Genomic DNA, 18,715 nt, shown 5'->3' on the forward strand with positions numbered 1-18,715 from the left:
GCTGGGGCCGCCGGCGCTCGCCGGCGGCCCCAGCCGTCGCGGCACACGACCCACCGCCGGCCGCGTTCGGGGCGCGGCCGCGGACGCAACCGCCCACCAGCGGCCGCCCCTTGCCCACCCCGCTCCAGAGCCCACGCGGCCGCGAGCGGTGAACGCCACCGGGCTTGCCGACGATCGTAGGCGCATAGAGCGCGGTCAGGGGTGCTCACGAGTCTGCCCGCCTGGCCGTCTGCCGTCGGCGGGTCCGCCGTCCAGACCGTCCGTCAAGGGCAAGCACGGGCAGTCGTTCTTCGGTCTGCTGGAGGCCGGTTTCTCATCAACGTAGAGACATAACGTACACACGGGTACATTATGTCTCCACGACAACGGCGATGTCCGATTTGCCCGGCCGCTTTTCGCGTCATCGTGGAGAGAAAACGCCGCCGACAGCCTGGAGCGCACCCTCCCGGTGCTGCCGCGCTCCGGAGGTGCGTAGCTGGCCTGCAACGGGGACTGCGGGGTCAAGATGACCGCCGTCATCGCCCTGCGCCCGGCTCTAGACGACAGCCGTGGACAAGACCTGTCGCGACCGACGGCTTTCGATGGGCCAAAGGTCCGCCACGATCGTGGCCCGGCCACCGCGACCCGCCACGGCCCCGCTCATTGCGCCTGCGGCGGTGCTCGTCGCCGGCCGACGCGGTGACCGCTCCCGCGGGCGCAACGCATGGCGGGCTCAGGGGCGCAGGAGTTGGCGCACGCGGGCGGCCTCCCGGGTGAGGTGGTCGCGTTCCGGGACGCTGGTCGCCGCGTGCGAGGCCTCGGCGTACAGGTCTGCGGCGCGCTTCAGGTCGCCGGCGCGCTCGTGCAGGTAGGCCGTCACCGCGGCGTAGCGGGGCAGGTCGGGGCTCACGCCCGCCAGCGCGGCCAGGCCGGCCCGCGGACCATCTGCCTCGCCGACCGCCACCGCGCGGTTGAGACGGACCACCGGGCTGGCGGTGATGCGCAGCAGCTCGTCGTACCACTCCACGATCTGGACCCAGTCCGTCTCGGCGGCGGTGGGGGCGTCCGCGTGCAGGGCGGCGATCGCGGCCTGGGCCTGGTACTCGCCCAGCCGGTCGCGGGCCAGCGCGGCCTGCAGGATCGCCACGCCCTCGGTGATGAGGGCGGTGTCCCAGCGGGACCGGTCCTGCTCGGCCAGGGGTACCAGGCGATCGCCCGGCCCGGTGCGCGATGCGCTACGCGCGTGGTGCAGCAGCATGAGTGCCAGCAGTCCCGCCACCTCGGGGTCGTCGGTCAGGGCGGCGAGCTGGCGGGTCAGGCGGATCGCCTCGGCCGCCAGGTCGACGTTGCCGCCGTAGCCCTCGTTGAACACGAGGTACAGCACACGCAGCACCGTGCCGAGGTCGCCCGGCTGGTCGAGCGGCAGGCCGGCGATGCGACGCTTGGCCCGGCTGATGCGCTGCGCCATGGTCGCCTCCGGCACGAGGTAGGCCGTTGCGATCTGCCGCGTGGTGAGGCCGCCGACCGCGCGCAGCGTCAGCGCGACGGCCGAGCTCGGAGGCAGGGTGGGGTGCGCGCACAGGAAGTACAGGCGCAGCGTGTCGTCGAGGGCGGGCGCCGGCCCGGCGGGCGGCTCCACGCCCACGGCGAGCTCGCGGCCCCGCCTCGACGCGTCGGACCGCGCGGCATCGAGGAACTTGCGCCACGCGGCCGCGACGAGCCACCCCTTCGGGTCGCGCGGCGGGTCGTCCGGCCACGTCTCCAGCGCCCGGATCAGCGCCTCCTGCACCGCGTCCTCGGCCGAGGCGAAGTCGGCTCCGCGGCGCACGAGAACACCGATCACCGCCGGCACGAGGTCCCGCAGCAGCGACTCGTTCACTCGATGACCGCCCACGACTCGTTCACTCGGCGACCGCCCACGACTCGTTCACTCGATGACCGCCCACGACTCGTTCACTCGGCGACCGCCCACGACTCGTTCACTCGATGACCGGGCACGACTCGTTCACTCGGTGACCGCGCACGACCCGGTCAGGAGCGGCCGGACCTCCAACCACTCGCAGATCGGCGCCCCGCCCGCGCCGGGAGCGGCCGACAGCTCGGCGGCGAGCTGCACCGCACGGTCCCAGGACTCCACGTCGATGATCATCCAGCCGGCAATGAGGTCCTTCGTCTCGGCGAACGGCCCGTCGGTGACGGGCGGCCGCCCCTCCCCGTCGTACCGCACGAAGGCACCCCCGGGAGCCAACTCCTGGGTGTCGACGAACTCCCCCGTCTCCTGCAAGCGGTTTGCGAAGGCCTGCATGAACTGCATGTGCGCGTCGACCTCCTCCGGCGTCCAGCGGTCCATCGGCCCGCACTCGACGGCGGGCGGCGGGGTGCCGCGGTAGTGCTTGAGCAGTAGGTACTTCACGATGTTTCTCCTCCTTCGTCAGACGGCCCGTCGTCCGGCCGCTCGTCGCTCGGCCCGTCGTGGCCGCTCCGCACCCTGGGGACGGAGCCGACGCCGCGTTCTCGACACGCACATCGTGGCCGTGTCTCACCCTGAGACGGAGCCGACGCCGCGTTCTCGACACACACGTCGTGGCCGCGTCTCACCCTGAGACGGAGCCAACGCCGCGTTCTCGACACGCACATCGTGGCCGCGTCTCACCCTGGGACGGAGCCGGCAACGGGTTCTCGACACCCGGGCGGCGACGGGTCCGGCCATCCGGTGCGCCGCGCCCAGTCCTCCGCGGCAATCATGAGCACCTCGGTGGCGGGCTGCTTGATCCGGCCGTACTCATAGACGTCGGAAGCCGTTTGCGCCAGCCGCCGCTTGAACTCACCCCACGCCGCCCGGGCGCCGGCGTCGGCGCACAGGAAGTCGCGGAACAGCAGGTTGCGCCGCGCGGACGCGCTCCCCGCCGGTCGGACGTGCACGTTGGCGGCACGCTCGCCGGCCGGCGGGGCGAACACCAGCTTCGGCCACGACCGGCCGTCCGTGACCTCGGTGCGGTTCCACGGCTCCGGCCGCAACCGGAAACCTATTGCATCAAACGCAACGACGATTGCGTCGTCGTCGAGCCGCTCCACCTGCACCTGGACGTCGATGCAGTCCTTGGCGGGCAGGTCGGGCACCGAGGTGGAGCCCACATGATCGACGCGCCGCGCGAGCGTCCCGAGCGCCTCCCCCACACACGCGGCGACACTGCAAAACTCTTGCGGCCAGCGCGGGTCGTAGTCGCCGACCCGCAGGCCGTGGGCGAGCTCATCGGGAAACGGCACCCTCCGGACGCTACGCCAATACCGGTGCACATGATCGCCGCGTAGCCGTCCTCCACCGTTCGCCGCCGGCCGGCGCACGCATCGCCATCGTTCCCCCGCCGTCGTCGCTCCGCTCCTCTGCCACTCCGCCGCCGCCACTCCGCTGCCACTCCGCCGGCGCCGCTCCTCCGCCGCCGCTCCGCTGCCACTCCGCTGCCGCCGCTCCGCTGCCACTCCGCCGGCGCCGCTCCTCCGCCGCCGCTCCGCTGCCGCCGTTCCTCCGCCGCTCCTCGGCCACCGCCCCTCCGCCGCCGCTCCTCCGCCGCCGCTACGTCACTACGTCGCTTCGTCGCTTCGTCGCGTTCGGCGGTCATTGACCGCGGCAAGGTCGTCGACAGGCCGCCGCCCTGGGTGCCGCTTGCAGGCGAGCGGCAACAGGCCGGGCCCCGGCGGTAGCCAACCGCCGGGGCCCGGAAACGTGTTGCAGAACCGGCGCGCTCAGGCGCGAACGAACTTCACGGCGTCCGCTCGCGCGCAACCCGTTCCCGAACTCGTCAGCTGCACCGAACCCGAGGTACCGGATGGGAAGGCAAAGGTGCCAAGACTCACCCAGCCCGACATGCCGCTCGTGCCGTTCACCGTCGTGGTGGACACCGTCCCGCTGCTGGTGACGTCCAGGCGCGTGGCCGGGTCGCTGTTCGCGGCGGCGACCTTGTAGTAGAAGACCTGGTAGTTGCCGGCGCTGCGCAGGTTCGGCCGCCAGGTCGCGGTGTTGCCCGGCGTGTTGCACGCGGAATACCGGGTCGGAGAGGCGACCGTCCAGCCGGTCAGCGTCGAGTCCAGCCAGGTGCCGGTCTCGCTGTAGCCGTACGCGGCAGGGCCGTCGTTGTCGAGGTAGTAGTCCTTCTGCCAGTACTTCACGTAGTCGAACTGCACGGTCGCGGGCAGCTTCGTGTCGTCGGGGACGGTGCCGTACGCGATGCTGGTCAGCCAGATGTTCGTGTAGTCGTGGGTCCAGTCGCTGGGCAGGTACGGGGCGGTGTAGGCGAGGGCGCCGTCGACGTAGAACTTCGCGCTCGTCTCCGACCAGTCCAGGCCGTACACGTGCCAGTCACGGCTGTCGATCGTGGAGCTGTTGTACGTCGTGCCGTAAGACTTGCCGGCCGACACGCCGTTGCCCTTCCACGTCAGCACGCCGTGGTGGATGCGGTTCGGCGTGATCGAGTCGATCTCGAACGCGTCGATCTCGGTGCGCTGCGAGGCCGGGAACGTGGTCGAGCCGTCGCCGGACATGATCCAGAAGCTGCTGTGCCAGCCGGCGCCGTCGTTGAGCTTGGCGCGGGTCTCGTAGTAGCCGTAGCGCAGGGACTGCTTGGAGACCACGCCGCCGCCGGTGTAGCTCTTGCCGCCGAACGTCTCCTTGCGCAGGGCGATGTTGAGCGTGCCGCCACTCTCCGAGACGTTCTCGGGCCGCTGGGTGCTGTACGCCTTGCTGTCGGTGCGATAGTTCCACTTTGCGGTGTCCACGGTGGACGCGTTGAAGTCGTCGGAGAACACGAGCGTCCAGCCGGTGCCGGCCGGGTCGGCGTGCGCCACGGCGGCGGGCGCGACGACCAGCGCGGTGGCGACGAGGGCGGTCAGGAGACGGCGCATCAGTTCCTCCCGTAGTACAGGCGCAGGTTGGTGAGGTCGACCAGGTACAGCACGTCGACGCCGGCGGCGTTGCGCTCGACGGCGAAACGGGTGATCGGCAGGCCGGGCGCGACGGCGGCCGCGGTCCAGGCGGTGCCGGGCTTCGTGGCCACGTACATCGCGCCGGCCGTCGTGGCGTAGTACACCTTCTTGCCGGCGGCCGGGTCCCAGGTGATGTCGATCGCGGCGCTCGTCTGCGCCGCCGAGTACACGGTCTCGCGCGCCCAGGCCCCGCCGGACACCCACGCATAGCGGACGTTGAAGTTCACGTCGCTGCGGTACCGGTACGCCACCTTCGGCGAACTGCCGTCCAGCGTCAGCTTGGCGCTCTGGACCGCGGGTCCGGTGCCGTCGTCGCCCTCGTAGACCTCGCCGGCCTCGATCGGCTGGATGACGTCGGCGGTGGCGACGGACACCGGCACGGTGACGCTCGCTCCACTGTGGTCAGTGAACGCGCCCGTCGACGGGTGGTACACGAGATAGCTGAGCTGATGGCGGAACGCGGTTGCGGGGTACAACCCCCACTCCCACAGGATGTGCAGGTTCCCGGCGGCGTCGAACTGCAGGTCGTCGGGGTAGACGGCGCGGTTGGCGGACTCGGCGAAGACGGCGAGCCGGGTCCACGTCGAGGCGGCGTTGTCCCAGCGGTACAGCCGGCCGGACCGACCGGCGGCCTGGGCGCCGTCGAGGCGGGCGATGAGGTACAGGTCGCCGTTCGGCGCGGTGCTGAGCACCGGGTAGGTGACGCCGACGCCCTGGTCGGGCAGGTCGGCGGCGTGCAGGGTCGGGTTGGCGCCGACCGTGTCGGAACGGAAGTACCGCCAGGCATTGTTGTGCATGCTGGCGAACACGTGGAACCGGCCGCTGCCGTCGCGGGCCATCGACGGCTGGTTGTGCCCGACGTCGTCGGTGTACTCGGCCTGCACGGAGCCGTTCATGACCGGCAGCCGCGTCCAGTTCCCGGCGGTGTCGCGCCGGGCGATGGCGACCTTGTGCGTGCCGGTCGACGAGCCGGGCTCGTTGAAGGCGAGGTACGCGTAGTCGTTTCCGGGCGTGTACGTCTCCAGCGGCGACCACCAGGCCGCCTGGTTGGAGCTGTCGATGGGGTACGGCACGAGCGTGACCGCGGCGGGTGCGGCGTGCGCGGGCACGCCGATGAGGGTCGTCGCCATGGCGGTGGCGGCGACCAGCAGGGCTCTTCGCATGTGGCCTTCCTCGCTACTGGGCCAGGGCGCGCACCTTCGTCTCGTCGACGTCGAGGCCGAGTCCTGGCCGGTGGATGACTTCTCGGGCGCCGTCGCGAGGTGGCGGTGCGGCGGCGATGACGGACAGGGGGTTGTCGCCGATCCAGTGCTCGACGATGTCGAGGTTCGGCATGGCGGCGGCGCAGCTGAGGCTGGCCGCGAAGTGCACGGGCGAGCCGATGCTCACGTGGGGCGTGGCCTGCGCGCCGAACGCGTCGGCGAGCGCGGCGATGCGCATCGTCTCGGTGATGCCGCCGGCCCGGCACACGTCGGGTTGCAGCACGTGCAGGGCGCCGGCGCGCAGGTACTCCAGCGCCCGCAGCCTGCCCGGCAGCGAGTCCAGCGCGATCGGCACGTCGAGCCGTTCGGCGAGCTGCCGGTACCCGTCGACGTGCTCCGGCGGGATCGGCATCTCGAAGAACCCGCACCCGATCTCCTGCAGCGCCCGCCCGACGTACAGCGCCTGCCGCACGTCGTACTGCCCCGCGGCGTCGGCGAACACGCGCGGGAACACCTCGCTGACGGCACGCACCGCGGCGATGTCGTCCTGGACGGACAGCCCGATGGCCACTTTGACGGCCGTCCACCCTTCTGCACGCAGTTTGCCGGCACGCTCCCGCGCGTCGGGTGTCGCCGGAATTCCGGATGCGTACACCGGAACACGTTCCCGGAACGCCCCGCCGAGCAGCGCGTGCACCGGCTGCCCGAGGGTGCGCCCCCACGCGTCCCACAGCGCGATGTCCACGCCGGACAGCGCCTCCAGCCAGAAGCCGGCGTCGTGGCCGCGGACGCGCATCCCGGCGTACATGCGCTCCCAGGTGACGGCGATCTCGTCGAGCCGGCTCCCGACGACGAGCGGCGCCAGCAGCTCGTCGACGATGGCGGCGGTGGCACCCGCCGCGACGGGCGCCTTGCACTCGCCCCACCCGGCGACCTGGTCCTCGGTCTCGATCCGCACGAGCACGGTGTCGATCGTCGGCGAGTACAGATACCGCCGCCGGGCCTCCACCGGGAACGTGTTGCGCAGCTCCCCGCCTTCACCCGCACTCCAGGTACGGGCCCCCCAGTACACTTCGGGCGGCGCGGCCCGCAGCACAAAGGTCTCCAGCGCAGTCACTCGCATTGCAGCGCCCCCAGAATCGCCAGCATGAGCGGCCCTTGCCCCCACGGGAAAACCCCTTCCCCTCTGTGCAAGTACGTTTCTGCCCGGCCGACGGGCGTCGCCTCGGACACCACGAGCTCCCCGTCGCAGGTGTCTTCGAGGGCGGCCCGGAGCCCCCGCCGCCCGAGCGAGGTGTGCGGAACGGCGGCGGCAACGAGCGCGGAGAGACTGTGCTCGAACGGCGCCCGCGGATCGTCGACGATCGTCCGCCAGCGCCCGTCAACTTCGTACCGCTGCAACGCCTCGAGCAGTTTCACCACCCGCGGCGACCCGACAGCGCAAAGCCCGTGCAGCGCCCACCCTTGCCCACGCGCCCAGTGCACACGGTTCGCAACCCCGGTGCCGGCGTCGAACCCGTGACTGAACAGCCCACTGTCATCGCACAGCACCTCGGCCGCCGCCTCGACGGCTCCGCCGGCACGCCCCGGCGGCAACCCGGGCCCGTCGGTGTGCATGCAGTCGACCCACACCGTCTGCCCGAGGTCGGGCCGGTGCACGATCCCCGTGACCGCGTCCCGGAACCGCTGCACCGCCGCGCTGATGTCGACGCCAGGCCGCAGCCGGCGCAGCTCCGTCAGCACGTCGACGGGAATGAGATGGTCGGTCGGCCCGGCCGCGTGTTGCAGCGACGGCACCACGAGGTCCGCGACGGCGTCGATCCACTGCGGACGGCCGAGTCGCTCCCCAGCCAGGAGGAGCCCGCGCAGGGCCATACCCTCCCCAAAGCCCCAGATTCGGTACCTGTACTCGAGGCTCCGCTCGCCAACGCGTTCGAGAACGTCAAGCATCGGCGACCCCCTCGGGCAGCGCACTGTCGCGGGTTGTCACTCTCGAGTCCCGCATTCGGCACTCGGCACTCCGCCCGGCAGCGTCAACCATTGGTGAGCACCCCACCACCGGTGCGGTCGGCCCGCCCTTGCGGATCGCCGCACCACGGCTCCTGTCCCGGCGCCGGCGCTCAAGCCTTCGCGCTCCGACCAGCACGGCAACCTCAACCATCGGCCAGCACCTCCAGCAGCGCGGCCAGCCCACCGTCGCGGGTCACCGCACCGCCGACGCCGAGCGCCCCGGCGCCCGCCGCAAGGTAGTCGCGGGCGTTGCCGGCATCGATCCCGCCCGTGGCCACGAACCGCGCCTCGGGAAACGGCCCGCGCATCTCACGCAGCCACCCGGCCCCGAGCGACCCGGCCGGGAACGCCTTGAGCCAGGAGCATCCGGCGTTGAGCGCATGGTGCACCTCGGACGCTGTGGCTACGCCGGGCAGGTGCGGCAGCCCGGCATCGTGGCTGGCCCGCACCACGTCGAGGTCGAGCCCCGGCGCAACGGTGAACCGGGCCCCCGCCTCGACGGCGGCGGCGACCTGCGCAGCGCTGCGCACGGTACCGGCCCCGACCACGGCACCCACCTCCCCCGCGGCCCGCGCGAGCTCCCGCAGACACTCGAACGCCTCGCCCGTCTGGATCGGCACTTCCACGACCCCGAGCCCGCTGCCCCACACGGCCCGCGCCAGCTCGAGCGCCCGCGCGACGGGCACGCCGCGCAGGATGGCGACGAGCGGCCGCCCGGCAAGCAGTTCGTCGAATCCGTGCACTTCATTCCTCCCGGATGTCGCCCGGCTCCTCGTTTTCGCAAGCACCTTGCCCACGACCGCCGCCTTCGGCACCAGCACCGCAGCCACCCGCGGCCGCGCCGCAACCGGCTTGCGCGGCCTCCTCGCGACCGGCGCCAGATCCGCCCCCGACGCCGGACGAGGCGCAACCGCCTTGCGTAGGTGTCCCACCACCAGCGCCAGACTCGCCGCCGACGCCGGACGAGCCGCAACCGGCTTGCGCGGACTCCCCACCGCCAACGCCAGATCCGTCGGCGACGCCGGACGAGCCGCAATCCGTTTGCGCCGCATGCAACACAGGCAGGCCGAGGCGGCGACGCGGGCCCGGCCGCAGCAACGCGGCGGTTTGAAACGCGGTCGCGCCACCGTCAAGGACGATCTCCGTACCCGTGAGCAGCGCGGCCGCATCGGATACGGCGAACGAGACGGCAGCGGCAACGTCGTCGGGCTCCCCCAGCCGCTGCGTCTCGGCGAGCCGAGCCAGATCGTCCGGATCGGTGAGCCGGGTAGCGGTATCGGCGGTTCGCACCCACCCAGGTGACACGGTGACCGCGCGGATGCCGAAACGGCCGTAGTCGACCGCGAGCTGGCGGGTGAATGCGGCCAGCCCGGCCTTCGCCGCAGCGTACGCGGGCAGCCCCGGCCCGAACGCCCGCGCGTGTATCGAGCCGATGGTGACGATGACGCCGCGACCGGCGGCCATCATGCCGGGCAGCACCGCACGTGCACAGAGAAACGCGGACGTGAGGTTGGCGTCGAGAACGGCACGCCAATCGGCCAGCGACGTCTCGTGGGCGGGCGCACCGGCGGTGACCCCGGCGCAGTGGACCAGGACATGCACGCCAGCCGTTCCCACGGACCCGCCCGCCATGCCCGCGGACCCGCCCGCCATGCCCACGGACCCGCCCGCCATATCCACGGACCCGCCCGCCATGCCCGCGGACCCGCCCGCAATGCCCGCGAACCCGCCCGCCATGCCCGCGGACCGGCCCGCCGCGCCGGCGAACCTGGCGGCCGCGCTGGCGAAAGCGGCTGCCACGCCGGCCTCCGTGGTCAGGTCGCCGTCGGCGCGGTCCAGGCCGCAGACGGTGAAGCCGTCGGCGGCCAGGCGGGCGGCGACCGCGGCGCCGATGCCGCCGGCCGCGCCCGTCACCACCGCGAGGTCAGGCACGGAACACCTCGTAGTGGCGGACCAGGTCCTCGTCCAGGTCGATGCCGAGGCCGGGCGCGTCCGGCACCACGAGCTCGCCGTCGCGCAGGGTGAACGACGCCAGGTCGTCGCGCAACGGGTTCGGCAGGCGGTTGTACTCGTACACCGGCACATTCGGCGTGGCCGCCGCGAACTGCAGCGCCGCGGCGACGCCGATCGCCGAGCCGACGCCGTGCGGGGAGACGTCGACGTGGAACGCCGAGCACAGGGCGGCGATCCGGCGGGCCTCGGTGATGCCGCCGGCGCGGGCCAGGTTGGGCATGACGACGTCGACAGCTCTTTGCACGAGGAAGTCGCGGTAGCGGTACCGAATGAACTCGCTCTCCCCGGTGACGACCGGGATCCGCACGGCGGCGCGCACCTCGGCCAGGCCAGCGACGTCGTCGGTCGCCAGCGGCTCCTCAAGCCAGCGCACGCCGAGGTCCTCGAGCGCGTGGCCGAGGCGGATCGCGGTCTTCACGTCGTACGCGCAGTTCAGGTCGACCTTGAGCTCGGCCCGGCCGTCCAAGGCCTCGGCGACCGCGGCCGCGTGCGCGAGGTCGGTCTCCGGTCCGCGGCCGAGCTTGAGCTTCACGGCGCGGAAACCGTCTTGCAGGAAGGACAACGCGCGTTCCGCGGACTGCTCGGTGTGGGGCAGGAACGGCACGGGGGATGCATATACGGGAACGGTGTTGCGGATCGGGCCGCCGAGCAGCCGGTGGACCGGCAGCCCGGCGGCCTTGCCGCGCAGGTCCCACAGCGCGAGGTCGACGCCGCTGATCGCCTCCAGGTAGAAGCCGCCGGTGCGCCCGGCGCCGGCCTGCGCGCCGAACATGAGCTCCCACAGGGCCTCCGACGCGCCGGCATCGCGGCCGAGCAGCATCGGCGCGAGGAGGTGTCCGACGATCGTCGCGGTGACCCGCGGTTCCGGCAGCCCATAGGCCTCGCCGACACCCTCCAGGCCGTCCGTGGTCCGGATCCGCACGAGGGTGGTGTACTGCCCGAGGCGCGGCAGCACGCGATGGCTCGACGCGGGCGTCAGCAGCCAGTCCGGCACCGCGTCGAGGCCGCCGTACATCCGCTCGAAGGGAGCGGCGAGCGCGACGGCCTCCACGGAGGCGATCGTGAGACTCACTTGATGAGCGCGTTCATCCGGTCACGGGCGGAGGAGAGCGCGTCCTTGGGAGTCTTCTTGCCGATGAGGATCGACTGGACCTCTTCGGCGAGAACCTTTTCCATCTGGGAGAACTGGGGGTACACCCAGAATGGGCTGGCGCTGGAGTTGGCGCCGATCTGTGCGGTGAAGTCGGTGGCGAACTTGTCGTTCTTCACCGCCGAGTCGGCCAGCCCGGCGTTGGTCGTCGGCGGCAGGCCGGTCTTGGTGAACCAGTCGACGATGTAGCCCTTGTCGGTGGTGACCGTCTTGGCGAAGTTCGCCGCGGCGGACGCGCCGGCGCCGTTCATGACGGCGATGACCTGGCCCCAGGCGAGGTGGCGGGGCTTGTCGCCGGCATTCTTGACGGGGCGCGCGACCGGCTGCATCTTCGTGCCGAGGTCCTTGTCCGGCGAGGACTTCGTGACCGTGGCCTTGCCGCCGATCGCGTCCTCGTAGAAGGCGGTCTTGCCCTGCGACATGAGCGCGCGGGCGTCGACCCGGTTGACGTCGGGCGCGATGAGCTTCTGGTCGTAGAGCTTCTTGTACCAGGTGAGGGCCTCGACGCTGCCGTCGTCGCCGATGACGATCTTGTTGTCCTGCACGATCGGGGAGCCGAACTCCCACATCCACGGGATGATGTCCTTGAGCTGGTCGACCTTCGTCATGCCGGCCCACGGCACGACGCCGCCGCCGAGGCCCTTGACCGCGGTCAGCGCCGCCTCGAACTCGGCGACGGTCTTCGGCGGGCTGGTCACGCCGGCCTTTGTGAGCAGCTCGTTGTTCGCGATGAGGCCGATGCCGGCGAAGGTCCACGGCAGGCCGTACTGCACGCCGCCGGACTGGCCGAGCGCCAGCGCCGCCGGCGCGTAGTCCTGCCCGGCCGCGACCGACTTGATGTCCAGCAGCTTGCCGGTGGCGGCGAGGGTGGCCAGCCACGCGACGTCGAGCTGGATGGCGCCCTTGAGCTGTCCGCCCTGCACCTGCAGGAGCAACTGGTTGAGGTAGTCGTTGTACGGGTACGACGGCGTGCTGATCTTCACGCCCGAATTGGCGGCGGTGTACTTGTCGATGGCGTCCTGCATCGGCTGCTTGGTGACGGCCTCGTTGTACGACCAGGACGTCAGCGGGAACTCCTTGACGCCGTCGTCCTTGAGCCCCTCGGTGCCGGCGGGGGTGGGCGCGCTGGTGGACGGGGCGCAGGCGGCCAGCGCGGCGGCGCCGGCACCGATGCCGAGGGCGCTCAGGAACGAGCGGCGGGACAGGTGTGCAGACATCGCAACTCCATTTGCAAAAGCGGGGGTGTTCAGCCCGTCCCGGTGCCAGAGGTTCGCTGGCGACGAGACGACGCTGCGGTGCTCAGGCCTTCACGCGGCGGGCGGTGAGCCCGACAACGGGACGGCGCTAGGGTGTTCAGCCCCTTCAGGTGGCCGGCGGTGAGCCCGGCAACGAGACGACGCTGGAGTGTTCAGCTCCTTCACGTGGCCGGCGGTGAGCCCGACAACGAGACGACGCTGGGGGTGTCCAGCCCCTTCACGTGGCCGGTGGTGAGCCCGACAACGAGACGGCACTGGGGTGTTCAGCCCTGCACGAACCAACGGTTGGTCCGGCGACGAACTGGCACGGGTGTTCAGCCCTTCACGGCGCCGGAGGTCAGGCCGGCGACGAGATAGCGCTGCAGAACGGTGAAGCCGATGACGACGGGGAGGGAAACGACGAGCGACGCGGCCATCAGGTCCGGCCAGGCGGTCTCGAACTCGCCGAGGAACGTGTTGACCAGGCCCGGCGGCAGTGTCTGCTTGTCCGGGCCGGCCAGTGTGAGCGCGAAGATGAAGTCGTTCCAGCCGCGGATGAACGCGAACAGTCCGGTCGCGACGAGGCCGGGCAGCGAGACCGGTAGCAGGATGCGGTGGATGATGGCGCCCTGCCCGGCCCCGTCGACCTTCGCCGCCTCGATGAGCTCGTCGGGGATGGTGTCGAAGAAGCCCTTCAGCATCCACACGCACAGCGGCAACGTGAAGGTGGTGAAGGACAGGATCAGCGCGAGGTACGAGTTGAGCAGGCCGGCCTGGCTGAACACGAGGTACAGCGTGATGAGCAGCAGAGCCTGCGGGAACATCTGCGAGGCGAGCACCAGGTACATCAGCGAGCGGCGCCCGCGGTAACGGAACTTGGCGAACGAGTATCCGGTGTAGGCGGACACGATGACGGTCAGTACGGCCGTGATCGCGGAGACGATGAGGGAGTTCAGCAGGTACCGCAGCAGCTTCGGATTTTCGAAGATGGCGCCGAAGTGCGCGAAGGTGACGTGGTCGGGCACGAAGTGCGGCGGGAAGCGGAACACGTCCTGGGTGGGGGTGAGCGCGGTGACGAGCACCCAGTAGATCGGCCCGAACGCGAAGACGCCGATGGCGGCGACGGTGGTGGCGGCGGCGAGCGTCCGCGGCCGGCGCGGACGGCGGACGGGCGGCCGGCTGTCCGGGACCGTCTCGGTGCGAACCATTTCCTGCACGGTCATGCTTTCTCACCCCGTTTCGACGGCCGGACGCACTCGCTGCGAACAACTTCCCGAACGCTCATGCCCGTTCACCGCGCTCGGACGGCCGGACGCATTCGGCGCAAACCACTTCCCGCACGGTCATGTCGTGCCGACCGCGCTTCGGCGGGCGGGCGTCGGCGACGCAAACCAGTTCCTGCACGGTCATGCCTTCTCACCGCGCTCCGACAGGCGGACGTACACGACGACCAGGACGAGGATCAGGACCAGCCACAGCGCGCCGAGGGCGCTCGCGTTGCCCAGGTCGAACGCCTTGAATGCGGTGTCGTACACGGCGACGGCGAATGTCGTCGTGGAGCCGGCCGGGCCGCCGCCGGTGAGGACGTAGATCATGTCGAAGTGCTGCACGTTCCAGATCACCTCGAGCAGCACGACGATGCCGAGAATGCCGCGCAGGTGCGGCAGCGTGACGTGCCAGAACCGGGCGATCGGGCCGGCGCCGTCGAGCGCGGCGGCCTCGTGCAGCGTGGCGGGAACGGTTTGCAGCCCGGCCAGCAGCATCACCATGATCCAGGGGAAGCTGGCCCAGCTCTTCGCCACGATGATGGCGGCCATTGCGGTGCCCGGCTGGCCGAGCCAGGTGACCGGCTCGTCGACGATGTGCAGCTCGACGAGGAGGCCGTTGAGCAGGCCGTAGTTCGCGTTGAAGATCCAGAGCCAGACGAAGGACACCACGACGCCGGGGATCACCCACGGCATCAGGAACACGCCGCGCAGCACGGCCCGGCCGCGGATGCGGGTGTTGAGCGCGAGCGCCAGGGCGAAGCCGATGACGACCGGCACGAGCGTTGCACCGACGGTGAACACCACCGTGTGCTGCAGCACCGGCCAGAAGTTCTGGTGCAACACCGTTGCAAAGTTGTCGAAGCCTGCGAACGATCGGCCGGGGATGACCAGGCTCTGGTGGAACAGGCTTGTGGAGAGAGCGCCGACGAGGGGGTACAGCACGACGGCGCCGAGCAGTGCGAGCGCGGGCAGGGTCAGCAGGAAGCCGAAGGTGCGGTCCTTCATGCCGTCACCACCGGGCGGTCGTCGGCTGGGGCGCGTACCACGGAATCGGTTTGCGGACGGCGCAAACGGTTGGTCATGTCGTCACCGCCGGATGGTCGTCGTCGAGGTCGATGAACTCGGGGTCGAGGGTGGCGCGCAGCTCGACGCCCAGCTGCCACTCGACGTGGTCGCGGGCGGCCAGCTCGGCGCCGTCGGCGTCGCGGCGGCGCAAGGCGTCGAGGATCGCCGAGTGCTCGGCGATGACCTGGCCCCAGGCCGGCTCGACGCGCACGCCGACGCGGTAGTGGCGTACCCGCAGCAGGGTCAGGTCGGTGAGCTCGCGCAGCGTCGCGTAGTGCGTCGCCGTGGCGATGCCGGTGTGGAAGCGCCGGTTGAGCTCGGACAGCCCGTCGACCTCGCCGGCGTCGAACTGGAAACGCATCTGCTCGTGCAGCTCCTGCAGCCCGGCCAGCTCGGCGTCGGCGATGGTGGTCGCGGCCACGCGGGCGGCAAGACCTTCCAGGGCGCCGCGCGCGAGGTACACGCCGCGCATCTCCCGCAGCGACAGCGGGGCGACCTGCGCGCCGGCGTGGGGGTTCGGCTGCACGACGAGGCCCTGGCCGGTGAGGCGTTGCACGGCCTCGCGCAGCGGGATCTTGCTGATGCCGAGTTGGCGGGAGAGCGCGTCGATGTTGACCCGCTCGCCCGGGCGCAGCTCGCCGGTGAGGATCGCGTCGCGGAGCCGCTCGTAGACGAGCTCCGCCTTGGTCTGGAATCCCGCCAGCGCCATGGGATGAGTTCCTCTTCCTCCGGATCGGCGATCGTATACTATCGATCGTGTGCGGAGGATGATACCGCTTCTCATCGCAGAAGTCGCTCTATTGACGGCGGCTCGTCGGAGATGCCGTACGGGCTGAACGAGCCCTGATGGTAGGCAGGCCCGAGGTACCCGAGCCCGATGCTGATCGAGTCGGCGGCCTCGATGACGATCCGCGCGAGCGTCTCCTCGCGGTTCTGCAAGTCCATTGCAGAAAGTGGCCCGGAGACGGACAACGCCGCAACCACATCGCCGGACGCGTCGCGAATCGGCGCGGCGACGCAGGCCCGGCCCAGCGCCAGTTCCTCCACCTCCGAGCCGTAGCCGCGCTCGACCGTGCGCTCGATCTCGATGTCCAGGTGCTCGTGGGTGATGATCGTGCGCGGGGTGTAGGCGGTCATCGTGCCGTCGGGCAGGATGAGCCGGCGCTGGCCCGGGACCAGGCCCGACAGCAGCGACTTGCCCAGGCCCGTGGCGTGCAGCGGGTTGCGCTGGCCGGCCAGCGCGAACGAGCGCGGCGCGTGCTTGCCCTCGAAGTTGAGCAGGTAGAAGACGCTGGAGTCGCGGCGGACGGCGACGTTGACACCGAGGCCGAGCTCGGCGGCGAGGTTCTGGGCGATCTGGCGGGCCTCGCGGTGCACCGGGTGGCCATTGAGCACCGCGGCGCCGAGGCTCACGGTGTCCAGGCCGAGCCGGTAGAGTCCACTCACGGGGTCACGGTCGACGAAGCCGGCCGCCTCGAGCGTCGCCAGCAGCCGCGAGGCGGTGGACAGGCCCAGGTCGGCGAGCCGGGCGATGTCGGAGACGCGCAGCTCCGGACGCCCGGTCGTGAAGACCCTGAGGATCGTCAGAGCTCGCTCGACGCTCTGGTTGCTTCCGGTTTCCGCCGCCATCGGAGCCTCTCTGGAAGTCGCTTGCAATATCCGGCAAGATATCCCGCATGCTGCAAGCGGTCAACCGCCATGTGGAGATGCCTTGTGAAGATCGTTGATGTGCGCACCTGGGCGGTGAAGCTGCGCGGTGACGACGTCTACCTCGGCGCCGCCACTCGGGAGGCGTCGAAACAGCCGTACTACCTGCGCCCACCGTGGCGCAGCCTGTACTCGGACCGCTACGAGACCATGATCGTGCGCCTGACCTGCGACGACGGCACCGTCGGATGGGGCGAGTGCCTGGCGCCGGTCGGCCCGGAGATTCCGCAGGCGATCGTCGACCGGCTGCTCACGCCGGTGCTGCTCGGCGCCGATCCACGCCCGGTGCGGCCGTTGTGGGCGCGGCTGACCGGTCTCATGCGCGAGCGCGGCCACCTGGTCGGGCACCAGGCCGATGCCCTCGCGGCGGTGGACATCGCGCTGTGGGACCTGGCGGGCAAGGCGTCCGGCCTGCCCGTGCACGCCCTGCTGGGAGGCGCTTTCCGCGATGTGGTGCCGACATACGTTTCCGGGCTTCCAGTTCCCAATGACGAGGCCCGTGCAGCCCTAGCCTGCAAGTGGCTTGCAGATGGTGCAACTCACTTGAAGCTTCATCTCGGCCACGGCGTCGAACGGGATCTCGCCACCTACGATGCGGTGGCCGCAACCGGTGCACGGGTCGCCGTCGACGCGCACTGGGCGTACGACCTCGCCGACGCGCTGCGCCTCGGCCGCGCCCTCGACGAGCGCGGCGCGTGGTTCCTCGAGGCGCCGCTGGCCCCGGAGGACATGGAGGCGCACCGCGACCTCGCCGCCGCATTGGTCACCCCGATCGCGGTCGGCGAGGCGATGCGCAACCGCTACGAGTTCCGCCAGTGGCTGCAGGCGCGGGCGCTCGACCTCGCCCAGCCCGACGTCGGCCGCACCGGCATCACCGAGGCGATGGCGATCGCCGAGGTCGCCACGGCCCACCACGTCCCGATCGCGCCGCACCACTCGGTCGGCCTCGGCGTCGTTCTAGCAGCGGGCTTGCACGTAGCGGCCGCGATCGAGGCGATGCCGGCATTCGAGTTCCAGCCCGGCCCGTTCCCGGTCGCCAACCGCATCCTCACCGCCCCACTGCCCGGCGGCCCCGGCTCGTTCCCCGTACCGACCGCGCCGGGCCTCGGCGTCGACGTCGACATCACCGCACTTGTGGAGGACCTGTGACCCGCTCGACCGATGTGCACGGACTGATCCCCGTGCTTGCAACTCCCTTCCACGCCGACGGTTCGCTGGACCCGGACAGCCTCCGCCGACTGGTTGCCTTCTCGGTCGAGTCGGGCGTCGACGGTGTGGCGGTGTTCGGCTTCGCCAGCGAGGGCTTCTCCCTGAGCGCTGTCGAACGAGCCAAGATCCTGGATGTGGTACGCCACGAGCTTCCACCAACGACCCCAGTCGTCGCCGGCATCTCGGCGACGGGCACCGCCGACGCGATCGCCCAGTCCCTGGCTGCGGCCGAGGGCGGGGCCAGCGTCGGCATGGTGATCCCTCCGTACATGGTGAAGCCCTCCCCCGCACAGATCGTCGACTTCTACGGCACCGTCGCCGCGGAGGGCGGACTGCCGGTGATGGTGCAGGACGCGCCCGGCTCGACTGGTGTCAACCTGCCCGTATCGCTGATCGTCGAGCTCTCCAAGCTCGACGGCGTCACCTCCGTCAAGGTGGAGACGCAGCCCACCGCCCCGAAGCTCGGCGCCGTGGTCGAGGCCACCGCCGAGGACTTCCTCGTCCTCGGCGGCCAGAACGCGCTGTTCGTGCTGGAGGAGTACGCCCGCGGCGCCGCCGGCACCATGCCTGCAAGCGAGTTCCCGGATCTGCTACGCCCGGTGCTGCGTGCGCAAGCCGATTGCGAGCACGCCGCCGCGCGGGCCGCCTTCAACCGCCTGCTGCCGCTCATCCGCTTCGGCCTGCAGCCCGGCATCGCATGGTCCATCCACAAGCACGTGCTGCACCGCCGCGGCGTCATCGCCTCGACCGCCGTGCGCTCCCCTGCCGCCGAGGCCGACCCGGCCACACTCGCCGCGCTGGCCGACATCCTCGACGACCTGGGCCTGTGATGTCCGAGCAGATACACGAAGTCGCGCAGCTACCCGAAGTCGCGGCGCTACCCGAAGTCGCGCCGCT

The 18,715-nt window shown here is 71.1% G+C and carries 18 protein-coding genes; 2 read left to right on the forward strand and 16 right to left on the reverse strand.

Annotated elements, in window-relative coordinates; all coding sequences use genetic code 11:
- Positions 1–712: 712 nt before the first annotated feature.
- From ABD901_RS07340 to ABD901_RS07415, 16 genes are all read right to left on the reverse strand, one after another.
- Positions 713–1,858 (reverse strand): RNA polymerase sigma factor, encoded by a 1,146-nt coding sequence (locus ABD901_RS07340; protein WP_345122624.1) that lies wholly within the window; start codon positions 1,856–1,858, stop codon positions 713–715.
- A gap of 126 nt (positions 1,859–1,984) precedes the next feature.
- Positions 1,985–2,395: a YciI family protein gene (locus tag ABD901_RS07345; protein WP_345123553.1), complete on the reverse strand. Its 411-nt coding sequence runs from the start codon at positions 2,393–2,395 to the stop codon at positions 1,985–1,987.
- A 233-nt stretch (positions 2,396–2,628) separates the two neighbouring features.
- Positions 2,629–3,246 carry a GrpB family protein gene (locus ABD901_RS07350; protein ID WP_345122626.1) on the reverse strand — a complete coding sequence of 206 codons (618 nt, stop codon included), beginning with the start codon at positions 3,244–3,246 and terminating at the stop codon, positions 2,629–2,631.
- A gap of 477 nt (positions 3,247–3,723) precedes the next feature.
- On the reverse strand, positions 3,724–4,878 hold the full coding sequence (locus ABD901_RS07355; protein ID WP_345122628.1) for a golvesin C-terminal-like domain-containing protein: 1,155 nt from the start codon (positions 4,876–4,878) through the stop codon (positions 3,724–3,726).
- Entirely contained in the window at positions 4,878–6,122 is a 1,245-nt protein-coding gene (locus ABD901_RS07360) for a BNR-4 repeat-containing protein (RefSeq protein WP_345122630.1), read from the reverse strand. The genes ABD901_RS07355 and ABD901_RS07360 overlap by 1 nt, the downstream gene beginning before the upstream one ends.
- 13 nt (positions 6,123–6,135) lie before the next feature.
- Positions 6,136–7,284 carry a mandelate racemase/muconate lactonizing enzyme family protein gene (locus tag ABD901_RS07365; RefSeq protein WP_345122632.1) on the reverse strand — a complete coding sequence of 383 codons (1,149 nt, stop codon included), beginning with the start codon at positions 7,282–7,284 and terminating at the stop codon, positions 6,136–6,138.
- Positions 7,275–7,961, reverse strand: a complete 687-nt coding sequence (locus ABD901_RS07370) for a glycoside hydrolase family 88 protein (RefSeq protein ID WP_345122634.1) — start codon at positions 7,959–7,961, stop codon at positions 7,275–7,277. The genes ABD901_RS07365 and ABD901_RS07370 overlap by 10 nt, the downstream gene beginning before the upstream one ends.
- Before the next feature lie 353 nt (positions 7,962–8,314).
- Positions 8,315–8,914: a bifunctional 4-hydroxy-2-oxoglutarate aldolase/2-dehydro-3-deoxy-phosphogluconate aldolase gene (locus ABD901_RS07375; RefSeq protein WP_345122636.1), complete on the reverse strand. Its 600-nt coding sequence runs from the start codon at positions 8,912–8,914 to the stop codon at positions 8,315–8,317.
- 1 nt (position 8,915) lies between these two features.
- Positions 8,916–10,103, reverse strand: coding sequence for an SDR family NAD(P)-dependent oxidoreductase (locus ABD901_RS07380; RefSeq protein ID WP_345122638.1), 1,188 nt, complete (start codon positions 10,101–10,103; stop codon positions 8,916–8,918).
- Positions 10,096–11,256: a mandelate racemase/muconate lactonizing enzyme family protein gene (locus ABD901_RS07385; protein WP_345122640.1), complete on the reverse strand. Its 1,161-nt coding sequence runs from the start codon at positions 11,254–11,256 to the stop codon at positions 10,096–10,098. Before ABD901_RS07385 ends, ABD901_RS07380 begins: the two co-directional genes overlap by 8 nt.
- Entirely contained in the window at positions 11,253–12,551 is a 1,299-nt protein-coding gene (locus ABD901_RS07390) for an extracellular solute-binding protein (protein WP_345122642.1), read from the reverse strand. Before ABD901_RS07390 ends, ABD901_RS07385 begins: the two co-directional genes overlap by 4 nt.
- A 353-nt stretch (positions 12,552–12,904) precedes the next feature.
- Complete coding sequence (locus ABD901_RS07395) at positions 12,905–13,792, reverse strand: carbohydrate ABC transporter permease (RefSeq protein WP_345122644.1); 888 nt, start codon at positions 13,790–13,792, stop codon at positions 12,905–12,907.
- Positions 13,793–13,850: 58 nt separating this feature from the next.
- Complete coding sequence (locus tag ABD901_RS07400) at positions 13,851–13,979, reverse strand: hypothetical protein (protein ID WP_345122646.1); 129 nt, start codon at positions 13,977–13,979, stop codon at positions 13,851–13,853.
- Positions 13,976–14,842, reverse strand: coding sequence for a carbohydrate ABC transporter permease (locus ABD901_RS07405; protein ID WP_345122648.1), 867 nt, complete (start codon positions 14,840–14,842; stop codon positions 13,976–13,978). Before ABD901_RS07405 ends, ABD901_RS07400 begins: the two co-directional genes overlap by 4 nt.
- Positions 14,843–14,915: 73 nt before the next feature.
- Positions 14,916–15,611, reverse strand: a complete 696-nt coding sequence (locus ABD901_RS07410; protein ID WP_345122650.1) for a GntR family transcriptional regulator — start codon at positions 15,609–15,611, stop codon at positions 14,916–14,918.
- A 71-nt stretch (positions 15,612–15,682) separates the two neighbouring features.
- A complete protein-coding gene (locus tag ABD901_RS07415) occupies positions 15,683–16,531 on the reverse strand; it encodes an IclR family transcriptional regulator (RefSeq protein ID WP_345122652.1) in 849 nt (282 codons plus the stop codon).
- An 84-nt stretch (positions 16,532–16,615) separates the two neighbouring features.
- On the opposite strand from ABD901_RS07415, the gene ABD901_RS07420 reads away from it, so the two are divergent.
- Both ABD901_RS07420 and ABD901_RS07425 read left to right on the forward strand, forming a co-directional pair.
- Positions 16,616–17,758 (forward strand): mandelate racemase/muconate lactonizing enzyme family protein, encoded by a 1,143-nt coding sequence (locus ABD901_RS07420; protein WP_345122654.1) that lies wholly within the window; start codon positions 16,616–16,618, stop codon positions 17,756–17,758.
- Positions 17,755–18,648 carry a dihydrodipicolinate synthase family protein gene (locus tag ABD901_RS07425; RefSeq protein ID WP_345122656.1) on the forward strand — a complete coding sequence of 298 codons (894 nt, stop codon included), beginning with the start codon at positions 17,755–17,757 and terminating at the stop codon, positions 18,646–18,648. Before ABD901_RS07420 ends, ABD901_RS07425 begins: the two co-directional genes overlap by 4 nt.
- The last annotated feature ends 67 nt before the right edge of the window (positions 18,649–18,715 follow it).

This window comes from Dactylosporangium darangshiense (assembly GCF_039537565.1).
GTDB lineage: Bacteria > Actinomycetota > Actinomycetes > Mycobacteriales > Micromonosporaceae > Dactylosporangium > Dactylosporangium darangshiense.

Bases quoted from the DNA above. Each gene is read 5' to 3' on its own strand.
- ABD901_RS07410 (WP_345122650.1), bottom strand. From the start codon at position 15,611: ATGGCGCTGGCGGGATTCCAGACCAAGGCGGAGCTCGTCTACGAGCGG.
- ABD901_RS07415 (WP_345122652.1), bottom strand. From the start codon at position 16,531: ATGGCGGCGGAAACCGGAAGCAACCAGAGCGTCGAGCGAGCTCTGACG.
- ABD901_RS07405 (WP_345122648.1), bottom strand. From the start codon at position 14,842: ATGAAGGACCGCACCTTCGGCTTCCTGCTGACCCTGCCCGCGCTCGCA.
- ABD901_RS07360 (WP_345122630.1), bottom strand. From the start codon at position 6,122: ATGCGAAGAGCCCTGCTGGTCGCCGCCACCGCCATGGCGACGACCCTC.
- ABD901_RS07390 (WP_345122642.1), bottom strand. From the start codon at position 12,551: ATGTCTGCACACCTGTCCCGCCGCTCGTTCCTGAGCGCCCTCGGCATC.
- ABD901_RS07400 (WP_345122646.1), bottom strand. From the start codon at position 13,979: ATGACCGTGCAGGAACTGGTTTGCGTCGCCGACGCCCGCCCGCCGAAG.
- ABD901_RS07365 (WP_345122632.1), bottom strand. From the start codon at position 7,284: ATGCGAGTGACTGCGCTGGAGACCTTTGTGCTGCGGGCCGCGCCGCCC.
- ABD901_RS07355 (WP_345122628.1), bottom strand. From the start codon at position 4,878: ATGCGCCGTCTCCTGACCGCCCTCGTCGCCACCGCGCTGGTCGTCGCG.
- ABD901_RS07395 (WP_345122644.1), bottom strand. From the start codon at position 13,792: ATGACCGTGCAGGAAATGGTTCGCACCGAGACGGTCCCGGACAGCCGG.